Here is a 21,612-nt window from a genome sequence, read left to right as displayed (position 1 = left end):
CTCACTGGACCCATGCTAGCCCGGTAGCGCCCACATCCCTCCCCTGCGCACTAGCCTGGGGGGATACGTCCTCGACCTCGAAGGGAGCCCCTGATGGATGTCCTCGGTTCGCGCATCGTCATCGCCGCCTTCGACGGCTGGAACGATGCGGGTGAAGCCGCGAGCGGTGCGGTGGAGGCGCTGCGGACGTCATCGGCCTACGAACTCGTGCACTCGGTCGACCCGGAGCTGTACTTCGACTACCAGTACACGCGGCCGTCGACGCGCATGGACGCGGAAGGTCGCCGCCAGCTCCGCTGGCCTGAGGCCGGCCTCTGGCGTCCGCGCGATCCCGCGCCGGGACCGGAGTTCTGGCTCCTGACCGGTGTCGAGCCCGCCCGCACCTGGCAGGCGTTCGCCTCGGAGTTCATCGACATCGCCCTCCGCGACGACATCACGGGGCTCGTGACGATGGGAGCCATGCTCGCCGACGTTCCGCACACCCGCCCGATCTCGATCTTCGCGTCCAGTCAGAACGAGCAGGTGCGCGAGGCGCACGGCCTCGAGCGGTCTCTGTACGAGGGGCCGGTCGGCATCTTGAGCGTCTTCGAGCACTTCGCCGAGGGGGCGGGCATCCCCACGGCCGGTCTGTGGGCGAGCGTGCCGCATTACGTCGCTTCGGCGACGCCCTCGCCGAAGGTCACCCTGGCCCTCCTCGACCGCCTCGAGGAGCTCACCGGCGTCGACGTCGAGCGTCAGCACCTGCGCACCGAGGCCGCCGCATGGGAGGCGTCGATCGACGCCGCGGCATCCGAGGACGAAGACATGGCGGAGTACATCCGCCAGCTCGAGCGCACCCGCGACACCTGGGACTCGCCGGAGGCATCGGGAGACGCCATCGCCCAGGCGTTCGAGCGATACCTGCGTCGTCGAGGCGATGCGCCGGGCGACCACAAGCGCTGACCTCGGTCCCTGAGCCTGTCGAAGTGCCCTGAGCCCTCCCCTGGTCCCTGAGCCTGTCGAAGGGCCCGGAGCCCTCCCCTGGGTCCCTGAGCCTGTCGAAGGGTCAGGCCGCGATCACTCCGGTGCCGAGGAGGACGAGCAGCACCGTGCCCAGCAGGATCCGGTAGATCACGAACGGCAGGAAGCTGCGCTTCGAGATGAAGTTCATGAAGAACGCGATCACTCCGAGCGCCACGACGAAGGCGATGCCGGTGGCAGCGAGCGTGTCGCCGAAGGAGAAGAAGCCCGGCTCGTCCCAGCTCTTGAAGAGCTGGTAGAAGCCGCTGCCGAAGACCGCGGGGATGGCGAGGAGGAAGGCATAGCGGGCGGCCGCCGCACGCTCGTAGCCGAGGAAGAGCCCCATCGTGATGGTGCCGCCCGACCGCGAGACTCCGGGGATCAGGGCGAGCGCCTGCGCGAATCCGAAGGCGACGCCGTGGGGGTACGTGAGGTCGCCGAGCTTGCGGCGCTTCGCGCCCACGTGATCGGCGATGCCCAGCAGGATGCCGAACACGATGAGCATGATGGCGACGATCCAGAGCGATCGGAACACGGTCTCGATCTGGTCCTGGAAGAACAGCCCCAGGACGACGATCGGGATGCTGCCGATGATGATCATCCAGCCCATGCGGGCGTCGGGGTCGCTGCGCGGGATCTTGCCCACCAGAGCGCGGCACCACTGCGAGATGATGCGCACGATGTCGCGCCAGAAGAACACCACGACGGCGGCCTCCGTACCGATCTGCGTGATCGCGGTGAACGCCGCTCCCGGGTCCTCCCCCGACGGCAGGAAGGTGCCGAGGATGCGCAGGTGGGCGCTGGAGGAGATCGGCAGGAACTCGGTGAGTCCCTGGACGATGCCGAGGATCAGGGCTTCGAGCAGGTGCATGGAGGGCCTTCTGGTGAGGGTGTGCGCGGCGTGGCCGCTGGCTCAGTACGTGCGCAGCAGATCGGCCAGCACCCGCTGGCCGAAGACAAGCGATTCTACGGGCACACGCTCGTCGACTCCGTGGAACATGCCCGTGAAGTCGAGGTCGGCGGGCAGTCGAAGGGGTGCGAAGCCGTAGCCGGTGATGCCCAGGTGCGCGAGCGCCTTGTTGTCGGTCCCGGCGCCGAGGAGGTACGGGATCACGGGCACCCCGGGATCGTGGCGGGCGAGGCTCGCGACCATCGCATCGACGAGCTCCCCCTCGAACGGCGTCTCCATGCCGATGTCGCGGACGACCGTCTCGATGATGATCTCGTCTCCCACGATCTGCTGCAGCTCGGCCAGAACGTCGTCCTCCGTCCCGGGGATCACCCTGACGTCGACGAGAGCCTCGGCGCGCTCGGGGATCACGTTGTGCTTGTATCCCGCGGTGAGGACGGTCGGGTTCGTGGTGGTGCGGAGCGTGGACCGCAGGAAGGCCTCGGCAGGGCCCGCGGCGGCAGCGAGGGCGTCAGGGTCGTCTGCAGGACGGCCGCTGAGCTCGCCGAGCCCCTCGAGCAGGGCCTCGGTCGTGGGCGTCAGACGCACGGGCCAGCGGGTGCGGCCGATCGCGGCCACCGCTTCGGCGAGCTTCGTGACGGCGTTGTCGTCGTGCAGGCGGCTGCCGTGACCGGCGCGGCCCTTGGCGACCAGGCGGACCCAGATGAGGGCCTTCTCGCCGACCTGCAGCAGATACGCCCGGCGGCCGTCGACCGAGATCGAGTACCCGCCCACCTCGCTGATCGCCGCCGTGGCGCCGGCGAACCACTCGGGATGATCCCGGACGACCATCGCTGAACCCTCCACCCCGCCGTTCTCCTCGTCGGCGAAGAACACCAGCACGAGGTCGCGCTCCGGCTGCTCCCCCGCCCGCAGGATCTCGGCGACGGCCGTCAGGATCATCGCGTTCATGTTCTTCATGTCGACCGCGCCGCGGCCCCACAGCATCCCGTCGCGGATGATGCCCGCGAACGGATCGATGCTCCAGTCGTCGGCCACGGCCGGCACGACGTCGAGGTGACCGTGCACGACGAGACCGGGCTTGCTGCTGTCGCGGCCGCGCACCCGCGCCATCACCGTGGTTCGGCGCGTGACCGGCTCGTAGTACTCGACGTCGAGACCGAGCGCCTGGAGATACGCTCCGACGTACTCGGCCGCCTCCCGCTCCCCCTTGGCGTTGCCGCCGCCGAAGTTCGACGTGTCGAAGCGGATGAGGTCGCTCGCGATGCGTGCGACCTCGGGAACGGAGGGTTCGGTCATGCCCTCCAGGCTACCGAAACGGCGTGCCACGCCCGGGCGTGCTGCTCGGTTCGAACGGCGCTGCATTACGTGCTAATCTCATTCTTCGGTCGGCAACGATCATCCAACACCTGCGCGGGTGGCGGAATGGTAGACGCGCTAGCTTGAGGTGCTAGTGCCCGATAGGGCGTGGGGGTTCAAGTCCCCCTCCGCGCACAGAAATTCGAAGGCCCCCGATCCAGCGGATCGGGGGCCTTCGTCGTTCGCTCGAACGGTGGCGCGGCGCGGATCACCGCGCGCCCCGGATCTCAGCCGAGTCTGATCAGCACGATGGCGGCAGCGGCGAAGACCAGCCCCACCAGCTGCACACGCGTGGCGCGTTCGCGGAGCAGACAGACTCCGAGGGCGACGGTCACGGCGGGATACAGAGAGGTCAGCACGACCGCGACGGTCAGCGACCCCACCTGGGCGGATACCTGGAAGAGCAGCGTCGCTCCGCCGGCGAGGCCTCCTGCCGCGGCTGCGCCGAGAGCCGTGACCGAACGTCCGGGTATCCAGCGAGCGCGGCGTGCGCCCGCGACGCTGATGATCAGGACCACCGAGATCGCCTGGCTGATGCCGACGGGGGTGAATCCGGACTCCGCCGGGACCTGGCCCAGTGCCGCGAACTGCATCCCGAATCCCGCTCCGGCCAGCAGGCCGACGACGACACCTGCCCTGTCGGTTCGTCCGGGCATTCGCACACCGCCTCCCGAGACGAGCCAGCCGGCGATGACGGCGGCGACGACGCCGGCCGTGAGAAGGGCGCTGAGGTGTCGTCCTCCGACGACGTCCACGGTCACGGGCAGCACGGTGGAGACCACGGCGGCGAGCGGAGCGACCACCATCATGCGGCCGGTGGCGAGCCCGTGGTAGATGAGGAGGTTGCCTGCTCCGGCGCCCATCCCCGCCAGAACCGCCCACCCGAGGTCGGACGGCCGTGGCAGGGTGAGAGTCGCGAGCGCCACGGGCAGTGCGACGGCCGTCGCGGTCGCCTGGCTGGTCGCCGCGACAGCCCAGACGCGGTCGCTTCTACTGGTCACGCCTCCGATGAAGTCCGATGCGCCGTAGCCGACGGCGGCGCACAATGCGAGCAGCACCGGCAGCACCGATGTGGCTTCGCTCACGACGATTCGGATGCACTGCGGACGTGTCGACTGATCGAGGCGACGACGCGACCCCACACGCGCGGTGGGAGCTCGTGCCCGACACCCTCCAACCCCGCCAGCCGTGCGCGGGGGATCTCCCGCTCCAGCGCTTCGGCGTTCCCGAAGGGAAACATCGGGTCGGGTGTTCCGTGCAGGATCAGGCAGGGTGCCGCTATCGTGCCGAGGCGATCGCGCCAGCGCGGTCCCTGATCCGCCATCGGGTGGTTCGTGACCGCTGATCGGATCTGATGCGCTCGGTGCACGCAGCTCTCGGCGATGGCGTGGGCGTGCGCCTCATCGAAATCCTCTCCGGCGATGGATCGTTCGCCTTCGATCAGGGAGCGGATGACCTCCTCCGGGTCGCCCCAGTCCGGCTCGGCGGATGTCTCATCCCATGCGGCGAGCAGACTGTCGGCGACCTCGGGGAGATCGGGATCCGCGGGGCCGTGTCCGGTGGCACGTGTGGAGAGCAGCGTCAGCGAGCGCACCCGTTCGGGATGGTCGAGTGCGGCGAGTTGGGACACCCAGCCTCCCTGGGAGAATCCCACCCAGTGGGCGGGACCGGTGTCGAAGTGATCGAGCACGCCGATCGCGTCGGACACGAGGTCCGGCAGCGAGTAGGACGGCTGCCCAGGAGGGTCGAAGGAGGCTCGCCCGGTGTCGCGCTGGTCGAAACGGATCACGAACATCCCCCGGTCGGCGAGCATCCGGCAGAACCTCGCCGGCCACCATTCCATCGAGCAGGAGGTGCCTGCCACCAAGAGGACCGTCTCATCCGTCTGCGCTCCGAAGGAATCGACGCACAGCTCGACTGCTCCGACGGAGATGACGTGTTCCATATCGACTCCCTGCGGGTTCGTTCCGGGTGATCTGCTGTGCGATCGACGTTAGACGGGGGCTGTCATCGGGGATATGTGCCGATGGTCACCGCCACCCGCCAGCCCGTGATCGCCACGATCTCTCGAGGTGCCGCAGCAGAGCGGGATAGACCACCGCGTAACGGAAGGGTTTGATGGCGGCCATGTAGACCCGGCCGAGTCGGCCGCGAGGCTTCACGAGAACGGCCATTCTGCCCTCATAGACGCCGTCGCCCCCCGCGACCCACGACAGGTGCATCACACCGTGCATGGTCGCATTGGAGATCTCAGCGGCGAACTCATCGTCGAGGAGGTAGAGCGGCCTCATCGGCACCTCGGTGAAGCGCACGTTCTCCGCGGTGCCCACAAGGTCCTCGTCGAGGCGCGCCCGCAACGACGTGCTCCTGTCGCCGGGGATGGGGCGTCGCTGCGCATCGTCTGCTGTATCGGCAATCCGTCCCATGCCCAGGAGTTCTCCGAGGAGATCGCGCAGTCTCCACAGGAATCGAGCTGCGGCGGAGTCCAGGAAGCCGAGAGGCTCGCCGTCGCCGTCCTCGTCTCCGCCCGAGGTCATCAGCTCGACGAGGCTCGAGAAGTCGTCCGCGCTGCCGTGCACGGGCAGCGCCCACACGTCCTCGAGGGTGAAGTCCGGAACGACGGCGTGCATGCGCCACGGTCGTGACGTGTGCTCGCAGTTCGGCAGTCTCATGTTCGCGTCTCGAGTCGCGGCTCAGAGCGTCTCAGAGCCCGGAGCTGGAGGACGGCGAATGCGAGCACGATCACGCCCTGCACTCCGGTCCACCCGACGCCCCAGCCGTTCAGCTGGAAGGGGTTGGCGAGCGCGACCACCAGCGACGCGGCTGACCAGAGGAGGTTCACGACCGCGAGCACCTCGGGCAGAAGGCGAGGTCTTCGTCTCGAGAACGCCACCACCAGCAGGCCGACGGCGATGATCGCGAGAATCGCTCCCGCCACCGCGTACAGCGTCGGCGCGGAGCCGAGAAGGTCGGACAGCTGCCGGTGCAGCGCCAGGTACGCGACCGCGTTCGCACCCGTGACGACGCCATCCACGAGGAACCAGCGACGATACCCGGATCGGAGGCTCGGTGCGCCGCTCATGCGGTGCCCGCTCTGGTCTCGTCGAGCGCCTCCGCCGAGAATCGGGCGGCGTACTCATCGCTGGGCGGGATCGGCGTGATGACATCGATCAGGACGCCTTCCGGGCCGGCGAAGATGGCATGGCGCTGGCCGAACTCCTCGGAGCGCAGGGGGAGAACGGGGGTCAGTCCCGAGGCGAGGAGACGGTCATGGAGAGCGTCGACATCCGGCACCTCGATGTTGAGGAGCAGCCCTCCCGCTGTCCGTCCGCGGAACGCCTCGGGGACCGTGGGGTGATCGGCCCGCAGGATGGCGAGCTCCCAGGAGTCGAGACTCAGGCTCACGTACCAGTCCGATTCGAACGCGGTGTCGAATCCGAAGTGATGGCGGAAGAAGTCGGCGGTGGCCGTGACGTCGTTCGTGGCGAGCACGGGATACAGACTGGTGATCTTCATGGTGACGGCTTTCGGGTGATGTGCGGACAGGTCATCTCGACGGTAGGCATCCCTCCCGCGTCTCCGCAGGTGTCGAAGGTCACGGCTTCCGCCGCTCGCCTGCGCTCATCGGTTCGCGGCGCTGATCCGGCCGCGGATGCGCAACGCTCCCAGCCATGCGAACACGACGAAGAGCACGGTCAGCACGGCGAGGACGGAACCCGCCGTGAGGGGCCATCCGGCGACCTCGGCCGCCATGCCGTAGTAGGTGAGCATCGTCCCGCGCGCCTCGGGCGCCGACGAGATGAGGTCGCTGAGAGCCCCCGACGCGAGCTCCTGCCGCATCAGCATGGATGCCTGCGCGAACGGCAGGGCGCTGACGACCGTCTGGACGGACTCGGGGAACGACCCGATGGGGATGTAGGCGCCGGTGAGGAAGCCGAGGACCGTCCCGACGATCGTCGACAGTGCCGCGTATGCGCCGGGGCTCGAGACGAACGAGGTGACGAACGCGGAGATGGCGGAGAAGGCCGCCGCGGTCACCACGACGATCGCGGCCGCCCGCATCACGGCACCGAACGACAGCGCCACGCCGTCGACCGCCGACAGGTAGAAGAGACTCACCGCGAAGACGAAGAACGTCATCGTCAGCGCCACGATCACCGCGGACAGCAGGTATCCGAGCGCGAGCTGTCCGGAACGTATCGGCGCCACGAGGAAATCGCGGAATCTTCCCGATGCGGTGTCCTCGACGAGCACGCCGAGCGCGCCGAGGCCGGTCGTGATCGCCGTCATGCTGACGACCCCGGCGAACATCCACGAATCGACGAACGCCCTGATCTGCGCAGTGGTCGCCGAGGGGAAGGACTCCTGCAGGTCGGCCACCTGCAGGTGGCCGAGGAAGAGCGCGTACAGGGTGAACAGGATGACCGCTGCGAGCAGCGAGAAGAAGACCGCCATCCGGTCGCGGAAGAACAGCCGCAGGTTCCGCCCGACGATCGCCCGCACCGCCCCCGTCACAGCGGCTCCCTCCCCTCTCGTCCGGTGACGGCGAGGAACACGTCGTCCATCCGTCCGTGCCGGAACTCGAAATCCGCGACGGCATCCTCATGGGCGCACAGGATCGCCCTGGCCGCGTCGGCGCCGTCGACGACGACCTCTGCGCGCGGTCCGTTCCACTCCGCCTGCGCGGAGGCCGCGGTAAGCAGCGCCTCGAGGGCAGGCCGGTCACGCGTCGTGATGGTGAGGATGCCGCGGCTGTGCGCAGCACGCAGGGCGGCAGGCGTGCCCTCGGCGACGATGCGGCCGGAATCGATGATGCAGACACGATCGGCCTGCTCCGTCTCCTCCATGTAGTGCGTGGTGAGGAACACCGTCAATCCGCGACGTGCCCGCAGCTCATGGACGGCGCGCCAGACGGTCGCGCGGCTGGCGGGGTCCAGTTCCGCCGTCGGTTCGTCGAGGAAGAGCACCTCGGGTTCCGGCAGGAGGGCGCGAGCGATGTCCGCGCGCCGCCGCTGTCCTCCCGACAGCGCTCGGTATCGCCGGCGCAGGACATCCTCCAGGCCGATGAGCTCCGCCAGCTCCTCGATGCGCGCGGCGATCGCCCCGGGGTCCGCAAGGTAGAACCGTCCGCGGACGGCGAGGTTCTCCCGCACCGTCAGATCGCCGTCCAGAAGCGAGTCCTGCATCACCACCCCGATGCGTCGCCGGACCCGGTCTCCTTCCCGGCGGACATCGGCGCCCGAGACGCGCACCACGCCAGCGTCGAACGCGAGCGTCGTCGTCAGACAGCCGATGGTCGTGGATTTGCCCGCCCCGTTAGCACCCAGGAACGCGAACAGATCTCCGGCCTGCACGGTGAACGAGAGACCGTCCACGGCGATCACCTCGCCGAAGCGTCTGGTGAGGCCGGCGACCTCGATCGCGTCGTGCACAGCGACCTCCCCGTCTCGATCGGACTTCCTCGACGAGCACGACACTAGGAGGACGCGCGGCCGCGACGCCTGTGCGGAAAGTCACGAGTGGACGCAGCGCGGGACCGGACTCAGGGGGTGGCGGGCGCGTGTCGCGGGAGTCGGCCGACGAGGACCAGTCCCCGACCGGCTGCGCTGGTCACCTCCAGGCTCCCGCCCAGCACCTCGAACCGTTCTCGCATCCCGGTCAGGCCGTTGCCGGGCACGATGGCCGCGGTGCCCTCGCCCTGATCAGCGATCGTCACCCGCAGGTCGCCCTGCTCGGCGCGGACGTCCACACTGGCGTGATCCGCGCCGGAGTGACGCAGGATGTTCGTCATCGCTTCCTGCACGCTGCGGAGGATGACGATGACGCGGTCCGCATCGACGGAGATGTCGCGGTCGACATGCACCGTGACCGACAGCCCGGGGATCCCGGAGGTGAGTCGACGCAGCGCGGGCTCGAGCATGGGTGCCTCGTCACGCATCTCTCCGACCGCGGTCCTGATCGTCTCCAGCAGATCCCTCGCGATCGACCTCGCTCGCTGCACGTGTCGGTGACCGGCCGTATCGGCTGTCAGGTGCGTGGCGACCTCCAGCTCCAGGGAGAGGGCGGTCAGATCGTGCCCTGCGAGATCATGGAGATCACGGGAGATCCGCAACCGCTCGGCCTCCCGCGTGGTCATCTCCAGCAACGTCGTGGTCGCGCGAAGCTCGGCGTGCGCGACCGCCAGGTCATCGCGAGCCCTCGCCTCGCTGCGCATGGCGAAGACGACGAGGGCCCCGAAGACCTGGAAGTTCCCGAAGCCCACGACGGCGAGGACGAGCTCGGGGAGCGGCCACGCGGCGGTGAGGGCGATTCCCACGGTGAGAAGGATCTGGACGATGAGGAGGACGACGATCGCTCGCGGAGGCCAGAAGAACGACGCCACAGCCGCCGTCATGACGAACAGCATCAGCATCCAGGCCTGGTCGGGATTGAGCAGCACGAGGAGAACGGCGAATCCGATCAATGAGACCAGCAGTGCGTGCGGTGACAGGCGCCCCGTGGGTATCCAGCCGTGGATCGCGAGAAGTGCGGCGATGTAGAGGGCGTACGCCGCCCACCAGAGCGTCGACGGAAGCGGAGCGTCGCGCGCGTCGAGCATGGTCTCGACGACGACCACCACGCCGATAGCGGCGGCGCAGACGAGGCTGGTGACGACGATCCAGCCGGATGTCCTCGTCTGTCGCAGCGTCGAGCCCGTCACGGCATGCTCTTCTGCCCGGCGCCGGCATCGAGGACCCCGTCGGCGAGAGCCTTGAGCACGGCGCTCGTGCGGTCCGCCACCCCGAGCTTGAGCAGAACGCTCGACATGTGGTTCTTCACCGTGCCCTCTGCGAGGAACAGCCCCCGCGCGATCTGCCCGTTCGACCATCCTCCCGCCGCGAGTCTCAGCACGTCGAGTTCCCGGTCGGTCAGGGGCTCCGGAAGGTGCGCGGCGGTGACCGGCGACGGTGCACGCCGGATCGCGCGGAGAAGCCGATCGGTCAGGGCCGGCTGCAGCAGGGTCCCGCCTGCCGCCAGCGCGCGCACCCCGCCGAGCAGCTGATCCAGAGTCACATCCTTGAGCATGTAGCCCCTGGCCCCGGCGTGTATCGCGGCGAGCACGAGTTCATCGTCGTCGAAGGTGGTCAGGACGAGGACGGGGACGTCGATCCCGCGTTCCCGCATCGCCTCCAGGGTGGCGATGCCGTCTCGTGCCGGCATCCGCAGATCCAGGAGCATGACGTGCACTTCGTGCTCCGCCAGGACAGACAGCGCGGCGTCACCGTCGGCGCTGTCACCGACGACGTCGATCTCGGGACTCAGCGCCAGCAGGCTCAGGAGCCCGTCGCGAACGAGCTTCTGATCGTCGACGACCAGCACTCGAATCGCCTCTGTCATGTCGTTCCCGTCGGTACCGTCACCCTGCTGACCGTTCTCGCTGGATTCTACGTAACCGAGGGCGGATGAGGACGTGCCGAAAGTCATGGAGATGTCAGCTCGTACGCCGGTCGGCCCGGGCGAGCCGGCTGAGCTCAGAGCGCGCTCACGCCGAAGGCGAGGCCGAGGAGGTAGGTCACCGCGGCGGCTCCGAATCCGATCGCGAGCTGACGCAGGGCTCGGCGCAGGGGCGGACCGCCCGAGAGCACCCCCACCATCGCGCCGGTGCTGAGGAGCGCGATCCCGACGAGGACCAGAGCCACGATGATCGCCGCCGTGCCCTGGAGGCCGAAGATCCAGGGCAGCACGGGGACGATGGCGCCGGAGGCGAAGAGCAGGAAGCTGGAGAGGGCGGCCGTCCAGTCGCTGCCGACGATCTCATGGTCGCTCCCCGGCACGCGCACGGGACCGGTCGCGCCGCGGCGCACACCCGCCTTGGCCGCTTCGACGATGCGGTGAGCGCGTCCGAGAGCTTCCTCCGGCTCCATGCCGCGGGCGCGGTACACCAGGGCCAGCTCGTTCTCGTCGATGTCGAGATCGCCCGCGGCATCCGCTGCATCCTCGTTCGCCTCCGTGGCCGCGAGCAGCTCGCGCTGCGAACGCACGGAGACGAACTCTCCCGCTCCCATCGACAGCGCGCCCGCGAGCAGCCCGGCGATCCCGCTGAAGAGCACGAAGCCCGAGCTCACCCCTGTCGCCCCGATGCCGAGGACGAGCGCGAGGTTGCTCACGAGACCGTCGTTGGCGCCGAAGACCGCGGCGCGGAACGAGCCCGAAAGACGCCTCCGACCGCGGGCGGCGAGACCGCGGACCACCTCGTAGTGGATCTTCTCGTCGGCACGCATCGCCGGAGTCGCATACTGCTCGGCGTCGTAGGGTGAGCGCGCCTCGGCGCTCTGCGCGAGTGCGAGCACGAAGATCGAGCCGAAGCGACCGGCCATCCAGCCGAGGAGGAGCGAGCGGATGCCGGGACGGGGCAACCGCCGCGGCTCGCCTCCGAGCAGATCGAGCCAGTGCTGTTCGTGGCGGCGTTCCGCCTCGGCGAGGCGCAGCAGGATGTCGCGCTCCTCGCCGGTCCGTCGCGCGGCGAGCTTTTGGTACACCGACCCCTCCGCACGCTCCTCCACGAGGTAGCGGGCCCAGCGGCGGCGGTCAGCGGGTGTCGGTTCGATGGCGGCGGGGCCTGTCATGGATCCTCCTGGTGTCGCCGCGCTCGGTTCGCGGGCAACCGTTCCACGCTAGCCGCGCGGTCGCGCGGCGACGGTGCTCGGGCACGGATTGCCAGCATTTCGGGCCTCCGAACCGTGTGGATCGGGCCCTTCGACAAGCTCAGGGACCCAGGCGAGATCGGGCCCTTCGACAAGCTCAGGGACCCAGGCGAGATCGGGCCCTTCGACAAGCTCAGGGACCCAGTTGGAGCTCAGGGACCCAGGCGGTGCTCAGGGGCCCGGACGGTGCTCAGGAACGGACGCGCTTGCGCAGGACATCGATGCGCGATTGGAGCTGTGTCACCGTCGCCTGTGCGACGGCCGGCCCTCCGCAGATGCGGCGGAGCTCCGCGTGAACGGCGCCGTGCGGTTCGCCCTTCTGCCGGGCGTAGAGTCCGACCAGGCTGTTGAGCAGCTGCCGCTGCTCCTTGAGCGTGCGGTGCAGCGGTGCGGGAAGCGTCGTCGTCTCGGTGGGGCCGGCCGCCGCCTCTCGGGCCTCGCGGTGCCGCGCCTGGCGTGCCTGGCGCTGCATCAGCAGCTCGTGCACGTGCTCGGGCTCGAGGAGCCCGGGGAACCCGATGAACTCCTCCTCCTCGGGTGTGCCCGGCTCGGCGAGCTGGCCGAACTCCTGACCCTCGAAAACCACCCGGTCGAAGTGCGCGACCGACGACAGCGCCTGGTAGCTGAACTCCTGCGTCAGCGCATCCGAGGCGTCGTCCTCGCGATTGGCGCTCTCCAGCAGCGAGTCGTCGAGGCCGTCGTCGTCGGCCGACGGGCGGTCGAGGGCGTGGTCGCGCTGCTTGTCCATCTCGCCCGCGAGATTCATCAGCACGGGCACCTGCGGGAGGAAGACGCTGGCCGCCTCACCCCGGCGGCGCGCACGGACGAATCGTCCGATGGCCTGAGCGAAGAACAGCGGCGTCGACGACGACGTCGCATAGACCCCCACCGCCAGGCGCGGGACGTCGACCCCCTCCGACACCATGCGCACCGCGACCATCCACCGGTCGTTGCTCGCGCTGAACCGCTCGATCCTCTCCGATGCCGTCGCATCGTCGGAGAGGACGACGGTGGGATGCTGTCCGGTGATGCGGTGCAGGATCTTCGCATAGGCGCGCGCCACCGTCTGGTCGGTCGCGAGCACCAGTCCCCCGGCATCCGGTACATGATGACGGATCTCGGTGAGACGTCGGTCGGCGGACGACAGCACGGCCGGCATCCACTCCCCCTCGGGGTCGAGCGCCGTGCGCCAGGCCTGCGAGGTGACGTCTTTCGTGTTGTCCTGGCCGAGGTGCGTCTCGAGCTCGTCGCCCGACGTGGTCCGCCACCGCATCTTGCCGGCGTACATGTGGAACAGCACCGGGCGGACCACGCCGTCGGACAGGGCGCGGCCGTAGCCGTAGTTGTAGTCGGTGCGGGAGATGCGCGCCCCGGACTCGTCGGGGTGGTACTCGACGAACGGGATCGGCGCGGTGTCGCTGCGGAACGGCGTGCCCGACAGCAGCAGCCGCCGCTTGGCCGGTCCGTACGCGTCGCGGATCGCGTCGCCCCAGCTCAGCGCATCGCCCCCGTGATGCACCTCGTCGAGGATGACCAGCGTCTGCGCGTCTTCGGTGAGATGCCGATGCACGGACGACTTGGCCGCGACCTGCGCGTAGGTCACCACCGCACCGTGGTAGTGCCGCGCGGGTGCCCAATGGCTGTTGCGGAACCGCGGATCGAGGCGGATGTGCACGCGAGCGGCCGCGTCGGCCCACTGTGTCTTGAGGTGCTCGGTGGGGGCGACCACGATGATGCGGTTCACCTCGCCCATGCGCATCAGCTCGACGGCGAGTGTGAGCGCGAAGGTCGTCTTGCCGGCACCGGGCGTCGCCGCCACGAGGAAGTCGCGCTGGTCGGCCTGGAAGTACTTCTCGAGAGCCTCGTGCTGCCACGCGCGCAGCTTGCTGGCGGTTCCCCACGGGGCGCGCTGAGGAAAGGACGGTGAGAGCATCGAGACAACGATAATCGCTCCTCCGGACACTCCGGCCCGGGTCCAGGAGGGCTCTGTCGTTCGTCCCACGACGCGCCGCCGGCGAGTAGGCTCGGTCACTGCGCTGCGGCCACCGCCCGGCGCCGCTGTTCGCGAAGGAGAGCTGGATGACCGACCAGGATTCGACCCGGACCCCGTATGTCGCCAACGAGAGCGTGCACCCCTGGCGGCGCTTCGTCGCCGTCGGCGACTCGTTCACCGAGGGCATCGGCGATCCCGACCCCGCCTCGCCGGGCGGTCACCGCGGCTGGGCGGATCGCGTGGCCGAGGTGCTCGGTCAGCAGGTCGACGACTTCGCGTACGCGAACCTCGCCGTGCGCGGCAAGCTCATCGCGCAGATCGTGGCAGACCAGGTCGAGCCGGCCGTGGCGCTGCATCCCGACCTCGTCTCGATCTGCGCGGGCGGCAACGACGTGATCCGCCCCGGGACCGATCCCGACGCCATCGCGGCGCAGCTGGAGGACGCGGTGGCCCGGCTCGCCTCGACCGGGGCGGCGGTCATCCTCTTCACCGGCATCGACACCGGGTTCACGCCCGTCTTCCGCGCTTTCCGCGGCAAGGTCGCCATCTACAACGAGAACGTGCGCGCCATCGCCGAGCGCCACGACTGCATCGTCGCCGACCAGTGGGCGCTCAAGGTCGTGCAGGACATGCGCTTCTTCGACGACGACCGCCTGCACTACAACTCGCTCGGGCATCACGAGGTCGCACGCATGGTGCTGCGCGCGCTGAACGTGCCGAACGACCTGGAGGCCATGCAGCCCGAACCGCTGCCCGTGCGCACGTGGCGCGAGGCCCGCTCGGAGGACTTCGGCTGGGCGCGCGAGCACCTCGTGCCCTGGGTGCTGCGCCGGCTGCGCCACCAGTCGTCGGGCGACCACGTGGCAGCCAAGCGCCCCGAGGCCGCGCCGGTGATCAGGCTCGACCAGAGCTGAGCCCGGTCAGGCCTGCGACGGTCGGCGTCGCAGCGCCCAGAGCGCGACGGCGGCGGCCGAGGCGACGTTGAGCGAGTCCACCCCGCCCGACATGGGGATGGTGACGACGTGGTCGGCGACGTCGAGGGCTGTGCGGGAGAGCCCGTCGCCCTCCGACCCGAGGACGAGGGCGACACGCTCCGCCCCGAGGGCGACGTACTCGTCGAGGGCGACGGCGCGCTCCTCGAGCGCGAGCGCGACGATGTCGAAGCCCGCGGAGTGCAGGTCGCCCACCGCCTCACCCCAGTCGGACATCCGCGTCCACGGGACCTGGAACACACCGCCCATGCTCACCCGCACGCTGCGCCGGTACAGCGGGTCGGCACAGCGAGGCGACACCAGCACCGCGTCGGCACCCAGACCCGCGGCCGCGCGGAAGGCGGCGCCGACGTTGGTGTGATCGCCGATGTCCTCGAGGATCAGCACGAGCGATGCGTCGGTGAGCACCTCGTTCACCGACGGCAGCACGGGGCGATGCATCGACGCCAGCGCGCCGCGATGGATCTCGAATCCCGACACCGCCTCGGCCACATCGTCGGGGACGACGTACACCGGCACGTCGCGGTCGGCCAGGAGGTCGCGGATGCCGTCGACCCATCGCTGCTGCACCATGACCGACCGCGGCTCGTGGCCCGCCCCGACGGCGCGCGCGATCACCTTCGCCGACTCGGCGATGTACAGGCCGCGCTCGGGCTCGCGCGCCGCGCGCAGCGCCGTGTCGGTGAGACCGCGGTAGTCGTCGAGGCGAGGGTCGGCGGCGTCGGACAGGGCGATGATCTCCACGGATGCCACTCTGCCACCGGCGGGCGACGCACGCGCCGCTCCCCCGCGGCGCAGGTCGTAGACTCGCTCAGGGAGGTTCTGTGAGCGCGTCGAGCACTGCCGAGCTGTCGGCCACTCTCGCCCGGGCGGCGGAGCTGCTGCGCGGCAGGCGGATCGCCCTCCTCACCGGTGCCGGCATCTCGACCGACAGCGGCATCCCGGCCTATCGCGGTGAGGGCGCTCGCACCCGCAGCGATCCGATGACCATCCAGACCTATCTCGGCGACGAGGCGGCGCGACGCCGATACTGGGTCGGCGGGCACCTCGGTTGGAAGGCGTTCGCACAGGCGGCGCCCAATCGCGGACACGTCGCCCTCGCCGAGCTCGAATCCTCCGGCGCCGTCTCGGGGGTCATCACCCAGAACGTCGACGGACTGCACCTGCGCGCCGGGAGCTCGCACGTCATCGAGGTGCACGGCACCATGCGGCGGGTGCTGTGCCTCCACTGCGGACAGGTCTTCGATCGGCGCGACATCGCCGTGCAGATCGAAGAGCTCAATCCGTGGATCACCGTTCCCGAGAACGTTCGGCTCGCCCCGGACGGCGACGTGCTGCCCGAGACGACCGACGGCTTCGTGATCCCGACCTGCACCGTGTGCGGAGGGGTGCTGAAACCCGATGTGGTGTTCTTCGGGGAGTACGTGCCGCACGACCGCTTCCGCGCGGCCGAGTCGCTGCTGCGTTCGAGCACGGCGCTCATCGTGGCGGGGTCGTCCCTCGTCGTGAACTCCGGGGTGCGACTGGTCGAGCGCGCCCGACGCCGCAGCATCCCCCTGATCATCGTCAACCGCGAGCCGACCCGCGCCGACCCGTGGGCGCATCTCACGATCGCCGCAGGGACGAGCGACGTGCTCCCCGCCCTCCAGGAACTGCTCACGTGACCCTCATCACCCTCATCCGCCACGGCCAGACCGATTGGAACCTCGCCCGTCGCATCCAGGGCTCCACCGACATCCCGCTCAACGCGAAGGGACGTGCCGACGCGCACGCGGCCGCCGTCCGACTCCGCAGCGGCGAGCACCACGCGATCTACGCCAGCCCTCTGGCGCGCGCGAAGGAGACGGCCGAGATCATCGGCACCGAGCTCGGGCTGCCGCTCGCCGGGGTGATTCCCGACGTGCGCGAACGGGAGTTCGGGATCGGCGAGGGGATGCTCGTGTCGGAATACATCGAGACCTTCGGCGACTGGCACGCCGAGGTGCCGGGGGCCGAGTCGCTCGACGAGGTCGGGATCCGCGCGATCGACGCGCTGCACCGGATCGCGGCGGAGTCGAGGCGACGCACGACGCCGCGCGCCGAGTCGGTCCTGGTGGTCGCGCACGGCGGGGTCATCCGCGCCGTGATCGACCACGTCTCCGGCGGCACGCTCCCCCGCGAGGGCGAGGTCATCGCCAACGGCTCGGCGCACCGGTTCGAGGCCTCGCCCACCTCCCTCCGGCTCCTGGAGGAGTTCTCCGTCCTCTGAGCGGCACGGTCGGACCGCCGTGGATCCGGTCAGCCGGCGCGGGAGACGATCGCGCGGGCGTGACGCAGCACCGGTTCATCGATCATGCGGCCCTCGTGGCGGAACACCCCGCGTTCCGTCGCAGCCGCCCGCAGCACGCCGTGCGCCCAGGCGACCGCGGCGTCGTCGGGACGGTACGCGGCGCGGACGACGGGGACCTGACGGGGATGGATGCAGGCCGTCGCCCGAAAGCCCGACGCGGCGGCATCCTCGGCCTCGCCCCGCAACCCGGCCTCGTCGTCGATGTCGACGTGGACCGCGTCGATCGCGGCCTTGTCGTGGGCGCCCGCTTCGACGAGCACGCGCGACCGGGCATACCGGGCGACGTCGCGATAGGCGCCGCCGGCCGCGCGCGACGAGGTTCCGCCGAGCGACGCGACCAGATCCTCTGCACCCCACATCAGGGCGACGACGCGCGGATCCGCGGCGATAGCACCGACCGCGTGCACGCCGCGCGCCGTCTCGATGAGCGCGACCAGCGCGTGCCGGGGGTCGAGAGCGGTCAGGCTCTCGACGCTCTCGGTCTTCGCGACCATGACGGTGCGGAAGTCCGTGCGCGAGAGCGTCTCGACGTCTGCCGCGAAATGCGAGCTCGTCGGTGCGTTCACCCGCACGATGACGCGCGCGGGATCGAGGTCGGCGACCTCGAGATTGGCCCGCGCCGCGGCCTTGGCCTCGGGCAGCACGGCGTCCTCCAGGTCGAGGATGACCGCGTCGGCCCGCTCCAGAGCCTTGGCGAAGCGCTCCGGGCGATCAGCCGGGCAGAAGAGCAGCGCGGGTCCGAGCTCGAATCCGCTCATGCCCCGCCTCCGGGACGGCAGTGCACCAGGACTGTGCGGGATGCCGTCGCGACCACCGTGCCGTCCTGATTGCGGCCGGTGTGGGCGATCGTCACGATGCCCTGACCGGGACGCGACTCCGACAGCCGCTTCTCGACGACCACGCTCTCGGTGTACAGCGTGTCGCCGGCGAACAGCGGGTGCGGGAACGCGATGTCACCGAGGCCGACCTGAGCCACGAGCGTCCCCTGCGTCAGCTGGGCGACCGACGATCCGACCATGGTCGAGAGCGTCCACATCGAGTTCATCAGTCGCGCGCGGAACGGTTCCTGCGCATCGGCGAACGCCGCGTCGAGATGGAGCGCCTGGGTGTTCATCGTGAGCGTGGTGAACAGCACGTTGTCGGCCTCGGTCGCCGTGCGTCCCGGTCGATGCAGATACCGCGCCCCCACGACGAACTCCTCGTGATAGAGGCCGCGCTGGACGATGTCGTTCCCGCTCATCCCGCTCACGTTACCCGGCGAGACCGAGCGACCGCGCGATCACGAGCAGCTGCACCTCGGTCGTGCCCTCGCCGATCTCGAGGATCTTGGAGTCGCGGTAGTGCCGCGCCACCGGGAACTCGTTCATGAATCCGTTGCCGCCGAAGATCTGCGTCGCGTCCCTCGCATTGTCCATCGCGGCCTCACCGGCGACCAGCTTGGCGATCGCCGCCTCCTCGGCGAACGGCCGCCCCGCGTCGCGCAACCGCGCCGCGTGATGCCAGGCGAGCCGAGCGGTGTGCACACGCGCGCGCATGCGGGCCAGCGTGAACTGGGCGTTCTGCCGGGTGCTCAGCGCGGTGCCGAAGATCGTGCGGCTGCGGGCGTAGTCGACGGATGCCTCCAGGCACCCCTCTGCCGCCCCCGTGGAGAGCGCGGCGATCGCGATGCGACCCTCGTCGAGGATGCTGAGGAAGTTGCGGAAGCCGTGCCCGCGCTCGCCCAGCAGGTTGGCCGCGGGAACGCGCGCGCCCTGGAAGGTCAACGGGTGCGTGTCGGACGCGTTCCAGCCGACCTTGTCGTACGGCGGCTCGACCGTGAAACCCGGCGTCCCGTTCGGCACGATGATCGTGGAGATCTCCTTGCGCCCGTCGACGACTCCGGTGACGGCCGTCACCGTGACGAACCGGGTCAGGGGCGTTCCGGAGTTCGTGATGAACTGCTTCGACCCGTCGATCACCCACTCGTCGCCGTCGAGCTTCGCGGTCGTGCGCGTGGCGCCCGCATCGCTTCCGGCCTCGGGCTCGGTGAGACCGAAGCCGGCGAGAGCACGCCCTGCGAGCAGGTCGGGAAGGAGCTCCTGCTTCTGCGCCTCGGAGCCGAAGCGATGCACGGGCATCGCGCCCAGACTCACGCCGGCCTCGAGGGTGATGGCGATCGACTGGTCGACGCGGGCGAGCGCCTCGATGGCGATGCCCAGAGCCATGTAGTCTCCGCCCTGGCCGCCGTGCTCCTCCGGGAACGGCAGGCCGAACAGTCCCAGCTCCCCCATCTGCCGCACGACGTCCATCGACAGGGTGTGATTCCTGTCGGCCTCGTACGCCTGCGGTGCGACGACCGTGTCGGCGAACTCCCGCACCATCGCGGCCAGATCGCGCTCCTCGTCGGACAGGTCTTCCCTCATCACGTCTCCTCCGTGGTCACACGGGCGACCGGTTGGTCGCGCCGCACCTGGTCGCCGACCGCGACCAGCAGCTGCACCACGCCGTCGTGCGGCGCGAGCACGAGGTGCTCCATCTTCATCGCCTCGACCGCGACCAGCGGGGTGCCCGCCGAGACGACGGCGCCGTCGGTCACGTGCACGGCGACGATGCTGCCCGGCATGGATGCGCGAGCCTCGGGCTCCGTCTCCGACACCGCTGCCCGGCGGGCGGCGAGGCGGCGCTGCATCCGTCCCCGGCGATCGAGGGGACGCAGCCGCGCGGTGCGGCCGTCGACCGAGACCCACACCGCACCCTCGGCGTCGACTGCGGCGACCGCGCCGCTGCTCGACGGCTCGGGCTCGGGCCGGTCCGCCGGTTCCTCGACGACGTCTCCACTCTCGGTCAGCACGACGAACGGCGCTCTCGTGACGGGCGCGGAGCCCAGTCTCCATCCGCGCAGCTCTCGCCACAGCGGAGCGCTGCGACCGCTCTTCGCGGCCGGTGCGTCCGTCGTCACGGCGACGCGCGCGGCGGCGAGCATGATCGGCGACGGCGGCTCCACGGCCACGGGCAGCAGGGTGTCGATCAGCCCGGTGTCGAGGTCGCCGGCGACCACGCGCGGATCGCGGCAGAGCCGGCGCAGGAAGGCGATGTTGGTGTCGACGCCCAGGACGACCGTCCGCGAGAGGGCGTCGTCGAGGCGCGCGAGCGCCGTCGCCCGGTCGTCGGCGACCGCGATCACCTTGGCGATCATCGGGTCGTAGAACCCCGTCACCTCGCTGCCGGTCTCGACCGCCGCGTCGACGCGCACCCCGGCGGGGGCGTCGAACAGCAGCACGGTCCCCGTCGACGGCAGGAATCCGCGCTCCGGGGACTCGGCGTAGACCCGTGCCTCCACCGCGTGACCGCGGGTCGTCGGCGCAGCGTCGAGAGGCAGTCCGGCGGCGACATGCAGCTGCAGCGCGACCAGGTCGAGGCCGGTGACCTCCTCGGTCACCGGGTGCTCGACCTGCAGGCGGGTGTTCATCTCGATGAAGAAGAACTCGTCGGGGGCGTCGGCGTCGACGAGGAACTCGACCGTGCCCGCGCCGACGTAGGCGACGCTCTCCCCGGCCTGCACGGCGGCCGCGAGGAGCCTCTCCCGCGTCGCGGAGGGGATGCCGGCCGACGGCGCCTCCTCGATCACCTTCTGGTGACGTCGCTGGAGGGTGCACTCCCGCTCGCCGAGAGCGCGCACCGTGCCGTGGACGTCGCCGAAGACCTGCACCTCGATGTGCCGCGGACGCCCGATCAGGCGCTCGAGGATGAGCGAGTCGTCGCCGAACGCCGCCGCCGCCACCCGGCGTGCCGACGCGAGCGCATCGGTCAGCGCCGCCGCATCGGCGACGACCTCCATCCCCTTCCCCCCGCCGCCGGCACTCGGCTTCACCAGGAGCGGGAAGCCGACGTCCGCCGCCTCATCGGCGATCTCGGCATCGGAGAGACCCGTCGCGTCGAAACCCGGAACGACCGGCACTCCGGATCGCCGCACGTGCTCGCGGGCGCGCGCCTTGTCGCCCATGATCTGCAGGGCCTCGATCGAGGGCCCGAGGAAGACGATGCCGCTCTCGGCGCAGGCCTCGGCGAGACCGACGCTCTCCGAGAGGAATCCGTAGCCCGGATGGATCGCACGCGCACCGCTCGAGCGCGCGGCGGCGATCACCGCGTCGATGTCGAGGTACGACTCCGCGGCGGGGGCCGGCCCGATGCGGACGGCCGCATCGGCTTCGCGCACGAACGGCGACGAGGCGTCGGCATCGCTGTGTACCGCCACGCTGCGGATGCCGTGCGCGCGAAGGGTGCGGATCACCCGGCGCGCGATCTCGCCGCGGTTGGCGACGAGAACGGTGGGGAACGCATCGGCGAGGCTCGGTTCGGCCATGGCA

General features: G+C 70.1%; 22 protein-coding genes and 1 tRNA gene. 5 read left to right on the top strand and 18 right to left on the bottom strand.

Translation table 11 applies throughout. The features are described from left to right. Window positions 1-93: 93 nt before the first annotated feature. Entirely contained in the window at window positions 94-942 is an 849-nt protein-coding gene (locus tag AB3M90_RS05545) for a PAC2 family protein (RefSeq protein WP_412950484.1), read from the top strand. A gap of 103 nt (window positions 943-1,045) precedes the next feature. Here AB3M90_RS05545 and AB3M90_RS05540 read toward each other — a convergent pair whose 3' ends face one another. Continuing rightward, the gene (locus AB3M90_RS05540; RefSeq protein WP_412950482.1) at window positions 1,046-1,870 is read right to left on the bottom strand and encodes an undecaprenyl-diphosphate phosphatase; all 825 of its coding nucleotides are present in this window, start codon (window positions 1,868-1,870) and stop codon (window positions 1,046-1,048) included. Window positions 1,871-1,912: 42 nt separating this feature from the next. Then, the gene (locus tag AB3M90_RS05535) at window positions 1,913-3,208 is read right to left on the bottom strand and encodes a M20/M25/M40 family metallo-hydrolase (RefSeq protein ID WP_412950480.1); all 1,296 of its coding nucleotides are present in this window, start codon (window positions 3,206-3,208) and stop codon (window positions 1,913-1,915) included. Window positions 3,209-3,320: 112 nt separating this feature from the next. Between AB3M90_RS05535 and AB3M90_RS05530 the strand changes: the two genes are divergently transcribed. Next, window positions 3,321-3,403, top strand: a tRNA-Leu gene (locus AB3M90_RS05530). A 92-nt stretch (window positions 3,404-3,495) separates the two neighbouring features. Here AB3M90_RS05530 and AB3M90_RS05525 read toward each other — a convergent pair. The 11 genes from AB3M90_RS05525 to AB3M90_RS05475 form a co-directional block, all read right to left on the bottom strand. Then, the gene (locus AB3M90_RS05525) at window positions 3,496-4,353 is read right to left on the bottom strand and encodes an EamA family transporter (protein WP_412950478.1); all 858 of its coding nucleotides are present in this window, start codon (window positions 4,351-4,353) and stop codon (window positions 3,496-3,498) included. Next, the gene (locus tag AB3M90_RS05520) at window positions 4,350-5,213 is read right to left on the bottom strand and encodes an alpha/beta fold hydrolase (protein WP_412950476.1); all 864 of its coding nucleotides are present in this window, start codon (window positions 5,211-5,213) and stop codon (window positions 4,350-4,352) included. The genes AB3M90_RS05525 and AB3M90_RS05520 overlap by 4 nt, the downstream gene beginning before the upstream one ends. Window positions 5,214-5,298: 85 nt before the next feature. After that, the gene (locus tag AB3M90_RS05515; protein ID WP_412950474.1) at window positions 5,299-5,940 is read right to left on the bottom strand and encodes a DUF2867 domain-containing protein; all 642 of its coding nucleotides are present in this window, start codon (window positions 5,938-5,940) and stop codon (window positions 5,299-5,301) included. Continuing rightward, a complete protein-coding gene (locus AB3M90_RS05510; protein ID WP_412950473.1) occupies window positions 5,937-6,350 on the bottom strand; it encodes a hypothetical protein in 414 nt (137 codons plus the stop codon). The genes AB3M90_RS05515 and AB3M90_RS05510 overlap by 4 nt, the downstream gene beginning before the upstream one ends. Continuing rightward, on the bottom strand, window positions 6,347-6,784 hold the full coding sequence (locus AB3M90_RS05505) for a VOC family protein (RefSeq protein ID WP_412950472.1): 438 nt from the start codon (window positions 6,782-6,784) through the stop codon (window positions 6,347-6,349). Before AB3M90_RS05505 ends, AB3M90_RS05510 begins: the two co-directional genes overlap by 4 nt. 105 nt (window positions 6,785-6,889) lie before the next feature. Beyond that, a complete protein-coding gene (locus tag AB3M90_RS05500; protein ID WP_412950471.1) occupies window positions 6,890-7,783 on the bottom strand; it encodes an ABC transporter permease in 894 nt (297 codons plus the stop codon). Further along, entirely contained in the window at window positions 7,780-8,700 is a 921-nt protein-coding gene (locus AB3M90_RS05495) for an ABC transporter ATP-binding protein (RefSeq protein WP_412950470.1), read from the bottom strand. The genes AB3M90_RS05500 and AB3M90_RS05495 overlap by 4 nt, the downstream gene beginning before the upstream one ends. Before the next feature lie 110 nt (window positions 8,701-8,810). After that, window positions 8,811-9,968, bottom strand: coding sequence for a sensor histidine kinase (locus tag AB3M90_RS05490; protein WP_412950469.1), 1,158 nt, complete (start codon window positions 9,966-9,968; stop codon window positions 8,811-8,813). After that, complete coding sequence (locus tag AB3M90_RS05485) at window positions 9,965-10,645, bottom strand: response regulator (protein ID WP_412950468.1); 681 nt, start codon at window positions 10,643-10,645, stop codon at window positions 9,965-9,967. The genes AB3M90_RS05490 and AB3M90_RS05485 overlap by 4 nt, the downstream gene beginning before the upstream one ends. A 134-nt stretch (window positions 10,646-10,779) precedes the next feature. Beyond that, a complete protein-coding gene (locus tag AB3M90_RS05480) occupies window positions 10,780-11,874 on the bottom strand; it encodes a VIT1/CCC1 transporter family protein (protein ID WP_412950467.1) in 1,095 nt (364 codons plus the stop codon). Window positions 11,875-12,142: 268 nt separating this feature from the next. Beyond that, window positions 12,143-13,885, bottom strand: coding sequence for a DEAD/DEAH box helicase (locus AB3M90_RS05475; RefSeq protein ID WP_412950465.1), 1,743 nt, complete (start codon window positions 13,883-13,885; stop codon window positions 12,143-12,145). 146 nt (window positions 13,886-14,031) lie between these two features. On the opposite strand from AB3M90_RS05475, the gene AB3M90_RS05470 reads away from it, so the two are divergent. After that, the gene (locus AB3M90_RS05470; RefSeq protein ID WP_412950464.1) at window positions 14,032-14,859 is read left to right on the top strand and encodes an SGNH/GDSL hydrolase family protein; all 828 of its coding nucleotides are present in this window, start codon (window positions 14,032-14,034) and stop codon (window positions 14,857-14,859) included. A gap of 6 nt (window positions 14,860-14,865) precedes the next feature. Here AB3M90_RS05470 and AB3M90_RS05465 read toward each other — a convergent pair whose 3' ends face one another. Next, complete coding sequence (locus AB3M90_RS05465; protein ID WP_412950463.1) at window positions 14,866-15,681, bottom strand: TrmH family RNA methyltransferase; 816 nt, start codon at window positions 15,679-15,681, stop codon at window positions 14,866-14,868. 80 nt (window positions 15,682-15,761) lie between these two features. Between AB3M90_RS05465 and AB3M90_RS05460 the strand changes: the two genes are divergently transcribed. Further along, the gene (locus tag AB3M90_RS05460; protein WP_412950462.1) at window positions 15,762-16,601 is read left to right on the top strand and encodes a Sir2 family NAD-dependent protein deacetylase; all 840 of its coding nucleotides are present in this window, start codon (window positions 15,762-15,764) and stop codon (window positions 16,599-16,601) included. Then, on the top strand, window positions 16,598-17,185 hold the full coding sequence (locus AB3M90_RS05455; RefSeq protein WP_412950460.1) for a histidine phosphatase family protein: 588 nt from the start codon (window positions 16,598-16,600) through the stop codon (window positions 17,183-17,185). Before AB3M90_RS05460 ends, AB3M90_RS05455 begins: the two co-directional genes overlap by 4 nt. Window positions 17,186-17,214: 29 nt before the next feature. Here AB3M90_RS05455 and AB3M90_RS05450 read toward each other — a convergent pair whose 3' ends face one another. Genes AB3M90_RS05450 through AB3M90_RS05435 form a run of 4 tightly spaced genes read right to left on the bottom strand, consistent with a single transcriptional unit; the run spans window position 17,215 to window position 21,608 of the window. Continuing rightward, window positions 17,215-18,024: an HpcH/HpaI aldolase/citrate lyase family protein gene (locus tag AB3M90_RS05450; protein WP_412950458.1), complete on the bottom strand. Its 810-nt coding sequence runs from the start codon at window positions 18,022-18,024 to the stop codon at window positions 17,215-17,217. Beyond that, on the bottom strand, window positions 18,021-18,506 hold the full coding sequence (locus AB3M90_RS05445; protein ID WP_412950457.1) for a MaoC family dehydratase: 486 nt from the start codon (window positions 18,504-18,506) through the stop codon (window positions 18,021-18,023). Before AB3M90_RS05445 ends, AB3M90_RS05450 begins: the two co-directional genes overlap by 4 nt. Before the next feature lie 10 nt (window positions 18,507-18,516). Continuing rightward, the gene (locus AB3M90_RS05440; protein ID WP_412950456.1) at window positions 18,517-19,668 is read right to left on the bottom strand and encodes an acyl-CoA dehydrogenase family protein; all 1,152 of its coding nucleotides are present in this window, start codon (window positions 19,666-19,668) and stop codon (window positions 18,517-18,519) included. Beyond that, the gene (locus tag AB3M90_RS05435; protein ID WP_412950455.1) at window positions 19,668-21,608 is read right to left on the bottom strand and encodes an ATP-binding protein; all 1,941 of its coding nucleotides are present in this window, start codon (window positions 21,606-21,608) and stop codon (window positions 19,668-19,670) included. Before AB3M90_RS05435 ends, AB3M90_RS05440 begins: the two co-directional genes overlap by 1 nt. Window positions 21,609-21,612 lie beyond the last annotated feature (4 nt).

It is taken from the genome of Microbacterium martis, from assembly GCF_047246685.1.
Lineage (GTDB): Bacteria > Actinomycetota > Actinomycetes > Actinomycetales > Microbacteriaceae > Microbacterium.
The sequence above is the reverse complement of the archived record's forward strand: the minus strand, read 5'-3'. Positions and strand labels throughout refer to the sequence as shown.